This window comes from Arcanobacterium ihumii (assembly GCF_900604515.1).
Classification (GTDB): Bacteria; Actinomycetota; Actinomycetes; order Actinomycetales; family Actinomycetaceae; genus Arcanobacterium_A; species Arcanobacterium_A ihumii.
Genome location: NZ_UWOS01000001.1, coordinates 291,792 through 303,066, shown reverse-complemented (window position 1 = coordinate 303,066; position 11,275 = coordinate 291,792). Strand labels below are relative to the sequence as shown.

Here is an 11,275-nt window from a genome sequence, read left to right as displayed (position 1 = left end):
AATCTTCGCACCAATGTCCTAGAAAATCTGTGTTCGTTACGAAAATCTGTGGTTTATCACGTATTGCGTGTGATGTGCGTGATACGCTTCGTTCGGATTTTGAAGGGTGAAGTATGCGAAAAAAGCGGAATTTACGGCGGTCGCGCAGGATTCGAGAGGTCCGTCCGCCGCTACGTAGAGGCATTAATGCATCGAGAATCGTTCTTCCTGAAGGGGAATGGAAAACTCTAGGAGAGTGGGCTCAATACAGATTCGGGGACGACGTCTGGGAGGCCTTTAGTCACGGCGATTTTCTTGCCGACGGCGGTGTAGTACTTGGACCTGATGAGCCTTTCGTGGCGCGCTCGCGAGTATGGATTTTCCGTCCTGTGCTCGATGAACCGGAAGAAACGATAGTGCTTGATGTTGTTGGCGAAAATGAACGCTACATCGTGGTTGATAAACCTCATGGCATGGCGACGATCCCGCGTGGATCGCACGTTGCAAATACGGTGACTGTAGCGGCGCGACGGCAGTTTAATAACGACGAATTGGTGTGTGCTCATCGACTCGATTTAGAGACCGCTGGATTGGTGCTTCTAACGAAGAAGATCGAATATCGCAGCATGTATCAAGATATGTTTACCCGGCGCGAAATTTCGAAGAAGTATCAGGCAATTGCGCCTGTGAGTCCCGACTTTAGTGACGGGCTGTGGCATCATTTCCAGTTCCGTTTAGAACGTCCTTCCACGCAGATCCACGTAGATGTGGTGGACGACGACGCCGATATTTCCGTTGCGAATGGGGTAACGGATATTCGTTTGTTGGAAGAGTATGAAAAGCATGACATGGGTTTTAGTGGTGATAACGCAAGCTTGGATATCACCTACGGTCGATACGAATTAAAACCCACCACCGGCTTTACGCACCAACTTAGAACTACGATGAACCATCTTGGCATTCCGATTTATGGAGATCCTTTATACCCTATTCGTCTCAGTCTCGAAGATGAAGCAAGCCGCGGGCATTACTTGAAGCTATTGGCTACCGAGCTGAGTTTTGTTGATCCGGTGGATGGTGTGTTGCAGGTGTTTAATTCGAGGCAGGGGTTGGAGCTCTGAAAATGCAGCATTGAAAGTGGATGTATAAGCATTCCACCTCTGCTGGCCCCGCAGCCTTTTCCGCCTTATCCTGGTTGAAGTAAATGATTATGGATGTGGAGTGGCAGTGTCAAAGAAGTTGATTCATGTAACCGGAGCTGTGTTTATTCGTGACGGAAAAGTTTTCGCTGCTCAACGTGGCGAAGGTCGTGCCCTAGCGGGATTTTGGGAATTCCCCGGAGGGAAGATTGAAGCAAACGAGACTGGGCAAGAGGCATTAGCGCGCGAGCTTAGAGAAGAATTACTTACGGAAGCAGAGGTTGGAGAGTTCTTAGCACGCTCGGAGTATGAATATGATTTTGGAATTGTTCGCTTAGACGCGTACCTGTGCACCTTTACCGGCCCAGAGCCTAAACTTACCGAGCATCAAGCTATTCGATGGGTGACTAAAACTGATCTCCTTGATTTGGAATGGGCACCAGCGGATATTCCAATCGTTCAAGCAATAGTGAACCGAAACTTCTAACGGAGTGCTGTGAGTATGTGGGGAAATAGTGCGCTTGAACAATCAGTTGCGTTTGGCTTTATCAATAAAAATCTTCCGGTAACGGAGCAACTACTTAACCCTTCACTCATTTCGAACAATGAGTCGCAGTCGATGCTGGTTGCGATACAGCAAGAACTTAGGCGATGTGACAGCTTCATTTTCTCGGTTGCTTTTATAACGTCGTCGGCGCTCGCGATGTTGAAACAAGTTCTGGCAGATTTTGATGGTAGGGGCGAAATTATTACTTCGCGCTACCTCGATTTCAACGAACCTGCAGTTTTCGAAGAACTATTACTGCTGCCAAACGTAAACGTTTGGGTGCATGACAAACCCGGCGTAGGTTTCCACGCAAAGGGATATATTTTCCATCGTTCAGATTCAGTTACTGCAATTATCGGTTCGTCGAACCTAACCGATAAAGCACTGAAAAAGAACCGTGAGTGGAACTTGAAATTCTCGGCCGCACCAGACGGCAAAATTGCTGAAGAATTAGCCACTGCTACGTTTGAGCAACTGAGGGAATCAATTCCGCTCACCACGCAGTGGATTCGTGAATATGAAGAAACACGAAACCTCAATCCCGTCTCCGTCCTTAACGATGCGGATAATTCCATTTTGGTTGATGGGAAAATTCAACCAAATTTGATGCAAACGCGTGCTCTTGAACAAATTGCACTTTTACGTGAAGCAGGCGAGCGTAGAGCAGTTGTTATTTCGGCAACTGGAACAGGAAAAACGATATTAGCGGCATTGGCGCTAAAAGAAGCACAGCCGAAACGCGGGCTTTTTATTGCTCATCGCGAGCAAATTTTAATTAAAGCGAAATCCGAATTTGCACGGGTTTTAGAGTGTGCTGAATCTGAGTTCGGTTTGTTTGCTGGAGCTAGGCGAGAGATCGACAAACGCATCGTTTTCGCAACGGTTCAGTCTCTTTCTCGGCCAGATACTCTTGCCTCAATTGATCCTGCTGCCTTTGACTTCGTCATGATTGACGAGGTACATCGTTCGGGCGCGGCTAGTTATCGGAATGTTATTGATTATCTTGAGCCAAATTTCTTGTTAGGTCTCACAGCAACTCCTGAACGAACAGATGATTTCAACGTCTTTGAATTATTCGATTTTAATGTTCCCTATGAGATTAGGCTTCAAGCTGCACTTGAAGAAAAGATGCTGGTTCCATTCCACTACTTCGGTGTTACCGACTACGTGGACAGTTCGAACCAAACGATCGATGACACTTCCCAGCTCAGTAACCTCATTCTTCCAGAGCGAGTAAAATACATTGTTTCGATGCTTGAAAAATATGGATTTACCCGTGATGTCAAAGGGCTGATGTTCTGTTCGACAGTCGCAGAGGCCAAAGAAATGTCGGACATGCTTAATGAAGAGTTTGTCCACGGTAAGAAGCTGAAAACTCAGTACTTGGCTGGAAGTGATTCGATTCAGTCCAGAGAATTAGCAATTAAGAAACTGGCCGATGGAGAACTGGACTACATCCTGTCGGTTGATATTTTCAACGAGGGCATCGATATCCCGTCGGTGAATCAAGTCGTGATGCTTCGCAACACGCAATCTTCGATCATTTTTACTCAGCAGCTTGGGCGTGGCTTACGTAAATTTGAAGGCAAAGATCATCTTCGAGTTATCGACTTTATCGGAAACTACAAGAACAATTACCTTATTCCGATCGCTCTTTTTGGCGAGAACTCGCGAAACAAAGATCGTATTCGTGAGCACCTCATTGAAAATAAAACGGATAACTCCATCGCGGGAATTTCCTCGATTAACTTCGATCAAATTTCGCAGGCGCGCATTCTCAAATCTATTGAAGTGACAAAGATTGATTCACTTCGAGAGCTGAAGTCCGAAATCCAAAAACTAGTGGATCGCCTGAATAGAATTCCTCGCTTGATGGATTTCGTTTCACAAGATACAACTGATCCGGTGCTCATGGCTAAGCGATGTGATAACTACTTAGCTCTCCTACACAAAACAAAGTTCATTGATTCTGTGCCACCGGCTCAAGCTATGCAATTTCTGAACTTCCTTTCGGCAGAGATATTGCCTGGTAAACGACCTCATGAACTGTTATTGCTGGAACTGTTACTTAGGGATAATTCTGTTTCAAGGGAGACGCTTTCTGAATACTATGCAGCTAAAAATGTGGGATGCGACGAAAAAACTCTTGACTCTGTTGAGAGAGTGCTCTCGCTGAGATTCTACAAAGCTCAGCAACAACAAAGATATGGTAAGGTCCCCGTCGTTGTCCTAACAGAAGAAAACGTTTATAGACTGAGTGAGGATTTTGAACGCGAACTTCGCACCGACGTCGCCTTCCGCGAAAGCGTAAAGGATATCGTCCAAACTGGCCTTTTCTTAGCTCGGCACCACGAATCATGGTCAAACAATATGAAAGTGGGGAACAAGTACGCACGCCGCGAAGTTTGCCGCCTTCTCAATTTCAAGTCGAACGAGGAAAGCACAGTTTACGGATATAAAGTGGACGAATTTTCGAAGACTTGTCCAATTTTCGTCACCTATCATAAGGGTGATGAGATCGCGGATTCCGTGAAGTACGAGGATCAGTTCTTGGATCTATCGACGTTGCACTGGTTCACACGGTCGAATCGTACGTTTCAAAGTGGCGAAGTGCAAAAAATTCTGAGCGGCGACTATGAATTACATTTGTTTGTGAAGAAGGATGATGCCGAAGGCAATGATTTTTATTACCTCGGCCAAGTTCGACCGAGTAACGAGATTCAAACGGTAATGCCCAATAAGGATGGTGACCCTCTTTCGGTGGTGACGATGAACCTTTCGTTGGATTCCCCGGTCGAACAAAATTTGTTTGATTATCTCAACACATCCGTTCGTCTCGTATCGCGGACCTCGAACGAAGCTCACATCTAAATAATGAACGGATTATTTCATTCCCTGACCGTTCTTCGATAGTCTGTAATCGTGACTTTAGATGAAATTCGCCCAGTTGTAGTGGTTGACAATGGCGCTCAGTATGCGCAACTAATCGCACGTCGTGTACGCGACGTAGGTTATTACTCCGAATTAGTTCCACATTCGTGGTCTGCAGAGAAAATTCTGGCAAAGAACCCTGCGGCGATCATCCTGTCGGGTGGTCCGTCGTCGGTATACGCAGAAGGCTCACCAACGCTCGATCCATCCTTGCTTGAGGCTGGAATTCCTGTCCTTGGAATTTGCTACGGTTTTCAGCAGATGGCTCAGGCCTTAGGTGGAACCGTTGCTCAGACCGGTCAGCGTGAATATGGGGCTACCGAAGCTAAAGTCGTGTGCTCCAATGTTCTTCTTTCTTCCGACGATGGCGTAGAAAACGTCTGGATGAGTCACGGTGACGCTGTGACGGAACCTCCTGCAGGTTTCGACGTGATCGCGACGACGCCGGGTGCTCCAGTTGCAGCCTTTGAAAATGTAGAAGCAAAACAATTTGGTGTGCAGTGGCATCCTGAAGTTGTTCATTCGACTAATGGAAATAAGCTTATTCTTAACTTCCTCCGTGACGGTGCTGGTTTAGAGCCCAACTGGGATTCCTCAGGCATCATTGAGGATCAAATTGAAAAGATCCGCGCCCAAGTTGGCAATTCATTGGTTATCTGTGCTCTTTCGGGCGGTGTGGATTCTTCGGTTGCAGCGGCCCTTGTCCATCGTGCTATTGGTGACCAGCTCACCTGTGTATTCGTTGACCATGGTTTGCTTCGCGCGGGTGAAGCAGAGCAGGTTATCAACGATTATGCTGAAGCTCGTGGCATGAAGATTATGGCAGTGGATGAATCTGAGCGGTTCTTAAGTGCTCTTGCCGGCGTCACTGAGCCAGAAGAGAAACGCAAGATTATTGGCCGTGAGTTCATCCGATCCTTCGAAGATGCTCAGCGTGCGTTGATTGCTGAAGCTGGTGAAGAAGGCCGTGAGGTTAAGTTCCTAGTGCAAGGAACTCTGTATCCAGACGTAGTTGAGTCTGGTGGGGGAGAAGGAACCGCCAACATTAAGTCTCACCACAACGTAGGTGGACTTCCAGAAGATCTAGACTTCGCGCTGATCGAACCTCTGCGTGATCTGTTCAAGGACGAGGTTCGTGCTATCGGTTCTGAACTTGGACTTTCGGATAAGTTGGTGTGGCGCCAGCCGTTCCCAGGTCCTGGCCTTGGAATCCGCATTATTGGTGAAGTAACCCGTGAGCGCTTAGACATTTTGCGTGCAGCTGACTTGATCGTGCGTGAAGAGCTTACAAACGCTGGTCTTGATCGCGAGATTTGGCAGTGCCCAGTTGTTCTTCTTGCTGATGTTCGCTCTGTTGGTGTGCAGGGTGATGGCCGTACCTACGGGCATCCAATTGTGCTTCGCCCAGTATCTTCCGAAGACGCAATGAGTGCGGATTGGAGCCGTTTGCCTTACGATCTCCTGGCAAAGATTTCCAACCGTATTACCAATGAAGTTGCTGAAGTTAATCGCGTGGTTCTTGACTGCACGTCAAAGCCACCAGGGACGATTGAGTGGGAGTAACCAGCTTCCGACTTGTATTAAGGAGGGCGGGTCAATTTGACCCGCCCTCCTTAATATGTTTGGGCTCATTGCGTCTACTGATTATAGAAGTGGAGTCATTACTGATTCGCCAACTCTGCCCAGCGACTAACGATCACAGGATCAACCGGCGAATTAAAAGTTCCGTCCGCCCTTACCTTGGAACCAACGTGGAAATCACGAAACCCTGATTCGCGAAGCTGAGGAATGAGGTCTAGGCTCAGTCCTCCGCCAATCAAAGTGCGTTCCGCAGCCCATGCATTTTCTTTTGGTAAAGCAAGCAGATTATTGAAACCTGCAAGAACACCGTGCGAAGACCCTGCTGTGAGTACAGCGTCTGGCTCTAGTTCGGATTCCTCGAGCTGTTGCCATGCGTCAAAGTAGTTATCTGCGCTATCGATGGCACGATGGAATGTAAACCTAGGCATTTCTAATTGAGATTTTTCAAAAATCTCTTTCAAAGTTTTCATGTCCAGTTTCCTATTGCGGAGGAAACCTAACACTAAGCCGTCTGTGCCTAACTGGGTATATTCACGAACAAGATCCGCCAATCTTTCAACTTCGGACGGGTCTTGAATTTCAAAGCCATCAGAAACTCGAACCATAATACGAACTGGAATATCAACTGCCGCGATTACACTGCTTGCAGCTTGGATATCGGGGGAGAGTCCACCGCAGTCCATTGTTCCCACTAATTCGATACGATTAGCGCCGCCTTCTTGGGCCGCTGTAGCATCCACAGAGTTTAAGCAAATGACTTCAAGCACGGAAATTATCCTTCCAGGTTTGATCCACCACTTCCGTTTACTTCTGATTTTAGCCTTAATGCAAGAGTGGGGAACAGACCCAAAAGTCTGTTCCCCACTTAGGATTGGCGCGTATTACTCCGAGCGTCGATGGAGTTTACTTTGCCTACCCGCGATCAGCACGCCAGCACTGATCAACGCTACAAACAGACCGGTTAGAAGGAAAAGATGCGATCCGGTTGTAGCAAGGTCCTTAACGTGAACCTGTGAAGACGACCCGCCTTGAGTGTTGGAGTCTCCACCATGAGCAGCGGAATTGCCCGCGGTACCGTTTGTTGGTCCCGACGGCGAAGAGCCCGAATCCGAAGGTTCAGTTTTGGCATCGAGCAAGGCGTTCACGTCATAAGCAACGATATGTGCAGCGTGTGAATACCCTTCTTCATCTGCACCTGCATCGTCAATGACTCCGTCAGCGCCGATAGCTAGTGTTGAGTTACCCAGGTAATCTCCAATAAAAGCGACTGAGCGACCAAACCGTGAGCGTTCGGCGTCGGTATCGATTTTCTTTACTTTGGTGCCAAGATCATTGATTGAAGTGATTCCGGTGGGGATGTCTGCTGCCTTTAGCAGGTAAGCGGCACCGTTCTTGTTCTCACCCCACGCGCCAACAGCAATAAGACCGTCCTTTGGAAGAGCATCGATTGCCCATCCGAAGCCAGAGCCTGCTTCTTCGCCAAGCAAAACGGAAATATCCACGCCGTTTGACGAGGTTGCGTTAGGCTGCGTAGAGCGTGCCCGGGTAGCAAAACCGCCGGTATTGACGAGTGTTGGGACCACATTCGTATTGTCATTAGTGGTGCTTGGGGATTTCGATCCATGTACCAAGGCAATACCGCCACGTGCGGTTTTAGCAATCTGACCGCCGTCGAAACCGATTACGAAGTCACCGATTCCGTCGTGGTTAACATCGCCAACAGGAGCAATAGAATTACCTGCTCCAAGGCGATAGGAAGCGTCGTCCGAAATTGAAAGGGTGTAGCCGGGCACTCCGTCTTGGAGGTTCAGATTTGCCTTCCCCTGAGTACCATAGACGACCCAGGCTTTGCCAGGAATCGTACCCTTCTTCGAAAAGTCATTGAAATCAGCTAGCACATAATCTTGAACCGAGTCGCCATTAACATCGCCAATCGGGGTGAAGGCGCTGAGAGTGTGTCCATCGGGAGTACGTGCTTGCCAAAGAACGTTTGGATCATTGTAATCCTCAGTTAAATCAATCGATTTGCCGTCGCTCTTACCAGCAACAATCAACGCAGTTCCGTAAGATCCCTTATCTCCGCGAGACAGTGGCGTATTTGCGACGACGAATCCAACGTCATCGCGTCCATCACCGTTGATATCGCCTACGCGCGTTACCTGGTAACCGGCGGCACCCATCTCATGTGGCATGGAGACGTAGTAGCCGTGGGCAGGATTCAAGTTATTGAGATCAACTTGGCGCAAAGTATCGCCACCAAAGAGAACCCAAACTCGACCCATCGTGTGTGAATTGACAGCAATATCCGAAATGCCATCTTTATTGACATCGCCGATACACGCGATCGATAGACCAACCGAAGCGTCAACGGCGGGATCTTGGGTATGTTTAGGTCCGAGAATCGTGATCACCGATTCGTCAGGCAGTGCGCTACCGCTGATTCCATTCGGGAAAATCTGGATCTGCCCGGTAACATTTAATAACCAACCGTGAGTTGGCGTTGACTTTTCGTAGTGAACGTCAAACTTCCATTCAGAACGAACCGGGGAACTCGTAATTAAATCTGGCTTACCGTCACCAGTTACATCGCAGCTGCCGCGGGCGATCGAGCTACCAAGGCCGTTACTGAATTCCCCAACCCAACGCTTCGCAGTAGCGGTATTTATCGGTTTGATTGATGCAGGCTGTGGAGGGATAGCTGGCGCAGGGTAGAGCGGATCAACCTCGGGAGTTTTTTCGTGCTGGCGTCGCATATCCACAGTCCAGACGTCAATCTTGCCATTGGAATCTCCGGTCAAGATGCCACTGAGCTGCTGATCGGCGTCGGCAGTTGGGATCGTTGCAACGAAGGTGCCGCCGCCGCCTTTTCCTTCATCGCTAGCGAGCCACACTCGTTGACTATTTGGGATCGAATCCAAACCTAGAGCTGTGTTCCAGTTTTTCGTCAAAGCCGATGTTGAAACCACAACCGCACCTGGATGCTCTTCGTTATCGGGACGCCCAATTACCAGTGCACCGGCATTGTCTACGTCGTACTGCTGGACGTAGCCAAGCGAGATGCCGATCCTGCCATGAGCTGTCTGGCGAATGAGAGTGCCGTTTGATTTCTGATCAGCTAACACCGGTGAATCCGAGGTTGAGTCAAGCTGTACCTGGATCTTCTGCGGGCGATCTTGTGTACCGTAAATGACTGCTACGGCTCCAGATTTATTGTTTGCTAGCGGTGCTCCGACGGCGAAATCGTCGATGTCATCTCCATTTACGTCAGAGATTCCGACTATCGACGTCCCAAATCCAGATGCCCCTTGAGTGGTGTTACTGGTGGAGCCAGTGATCGCCACTGCACGATCTGATAGAGGTCCACTCTCCAAATCTGTGTTCAGGGCATAGACAATATCTTTTCCGGGGAGGCCGATGCCGATGGCGGCAGAATTCTTGAAGGCCTCACCTAGGGGAGCTAAAGTGGTCGCTTCGTCGCTTGGAATAGTCCAGTTCTTGGTTGCTTCACTGGCTTTAATAGTGCCGGTTTTGCTTGCCTCATTAAACAGATAGAGGTGCCCGTTTGCGGCCACGACGAACTCTGGCTCTTCGATGGAAGGTGAGGTAGCGGAAATAGCGCGCACTGCGCCGTCGAACTCGTAGGTACCCACAACCGTCGCGGATCGTGGCTCATCACCGGACGTAGTGCTTGCGCCAGTGGAGTTGCTACCCGAATCTAAGGAAATGACATAAGCGTGTTTTCCTCGGGCAACAATTAGGCCAGCTTTACTGCCACGCTTAATCTTCACACAGCTAGATTGCCAACTACCCTCGTCTCCTTGAGGGAGGGTAAAACGAAGAGCTTTAGGTTGCTTAGTCAACGTGGTGGTAACGTCGTCGGTGTCTGATCCGTAAGGGATGAAGGGAACTACGGTTAATTCGTTTGTTTTTGAGTTGACGTAGATTGTGTCGACGGCGGTATCACCCGTCACGTCGCACATCACAGGTGGCGTACTTCCTCCGTCGGTGTAAGTTGCACGGGCCGTCTTCCGGATGGAATCGCCATACCGTGTGCCGTCAATTCCACTCCAGATTCGGTCATTTGAATCGGTGGTTGAGGCAGGTTTTGAGAGGTCGGTAATTGGTGCTGGATGCGAGGCCGGCTCTGCAAATGCAGTATCGGGTATTGTAGCGATTATTCCGATCGCCAATGCGGTTGTGGAGATAATCGAGCATGCGTGTGATGCTCGTTTAGATAAAGTCATATCACTTCCTTACTGGTCATAGCCATATACTTTACAGTAAGGTTAGGCTAACCTAATAAACTGAAGTGGTATGTGAAGAAAGTCCCAGGTGTGACGATGTGACTAGAGTCGGTAGGTGGGTACGAAAATGGGTTGATTTTGTGTGTCAGTGAATGATGGTGCCACCAAGATATGAAACCCCATAATGTGGGCATAGAGCTTCGTTTTAGAGGGCTGCTATGAACTCCGAATATAACTGTAGATCGTTATCTAATTCTGGGTGAAAAGTAACTCCGAACTGGTTTCTGTATCGAACTCCTACCGGTGTTCCATCTTCGAGTGTTGTGATTATATCCACGCCAGAACCGTATGCCGCGATAAATGGAGCGCGAATGAACGTCATTGGAATTGTTACGTTGACTTGCTCGCCGGATTCCCTGGAGAGGAACAACTTGCCTTCGGTGTGAAAACTGCCGAGCTGGCGTCCGTATGCGTTTCGCAAAACGGTAACTGGCATAGTGGAAAATCCAATCACCGGAGTTTGTGAAGTTGTGAGAGTCGCAGTATGCATTGCTGAGGATTGCGATTCATCGCCGCCGTTCGCTATTTTCTGCGCAAGTAGAATCAGACCGGCACAAGTCCCCAGCACTGGCATGTTGCCCTTAATCTTTTCATGCAGGCTCTCGAACATCCCAAGCTCATGGAGAAGTTTGCTCTGTACCGTACTTTCACCGCCCGGAAGAACGAGTCCATCGAATTCTGTTTGAACGTCGTCGCCCTTTCGAAGTTCTACCGGGGTCACTCCGAGCTCGGAAAGTCGCCTGCAATGTTCAATGAAAGCGCCTTGAACAGCTAAAACGCCCACTTTTTTCATG

The 11,275-nt window shown here is 48.8% G+C and carries 7 protein-coding genes; 4 read left to right on the top strand and 3 right to left on the bottom strand.

Features of this window, described 5'->3' with window-relative positions; translation table 11 throughout:
* The first annotated feature begins 113 nt into the window (after positions 1 to 113).
* From EIH22_RS01315 to guaA, 4 genes are all read left to right on the top strand, one after another.
* Positions 114 to 1,100 carry a pseudouridine synthase gene (locus tag EIH22_RS01315; protein WP_124054022.1) on the top strand — a complete coding sequence of 329 codons (987 nt, stop codon included), beginning with the start codon at positions 114 to 116 and terminating at the stop codon, positions 1,098 to 1,100.
* A gap of 106 nt (positions 1,101 to 1,206) precedes the next feature.
* Entirely contained in the window at positions 1,207 to 1,605 is a 399-nt protein-coding gene (locus EIH22_RS01310; RefSeq protein ID WP_124054021.1) for a (deoxy)nucleoside triphosphate pyrophosphohydrolase, read from the top strand.
* A gap of 15 nt (positions 1,606 to 1,620) precedes the next feature.
* Positions 1,621 to 4,536 (top strand): DUF3427 domain-containing protein, encoded by a 2,916-nt coding sequence (locus EIH22_RS01305; RefSeq protein ID WP_200829137.1) that lies wholly within the window; start codon positions 1,621 to 1,623, stop codon positions 4,534 to 4,536.
* Positions 4,537 to 4,602: 66 nt separating this feature from the next.
* Positions 4,603 to 6,159, top strand: coding sequence for a glutamine-hydrolyzing GMP synthase (gene guaA / locus EIH22_RS01300; protein WP_124054676.1), 1,557 nt, complete (start codon positions 4,603 to 4,605; stop codon positions 6,157 to 6,159).
* A gap of 98 nt (positions 6,160 to 6,257) precedes the next feature.
* Here the strand turns inward: guaA and EIH22_RS01295 are convergent, their stop codons facing one another.
* The 3 genes from EIH22_RS01295 to pdxT all read right to left on the bottom strand — a co-directional run bounded on the left by EIH22_RS01295 (position 6,258) and on the right by pdxT (position 11,274).
* Positions 6,258 to 6,944, bottom strand: coding sequence for a copper homeostasis protein CutC (locus tag EIH22_RS01295; protein WP_160148995.1), 687 nt, complete (start codon positions 6,942 to 6,944; stop codon positions 6,258 to 6,260).
* A 114-nt stretch (positions 6,945 to 7,058) separates the two neighbouring features.
* Entirely contained in the window at positions 7,059 to 10,421 is a 3,363-nt protein-coding gene (locus EIH22_RS01290; RefSeq protein WP_124054018.1) for a hypothetical protein, read from the bottom strand.
* Positions 10,422 to 10,626: 205 nt separating this feature from the next.
* Positions 10,627 to 11,274: a pyridoxal 5'-phosphate synthase glutaminase subunit PdxT gene (gene pdxT / locus EIH22_RS01285; RefSeq protein ID WP_124054017.1), complete on the bottom strand. Its 648-nt coding sequence runs from the start codon at positions 11,272 to 11,274 to the stop codon at positions 10,627 to 10,629.
* Between the last annotated feature and the right edge of the window lies 1 nt (position 11,275).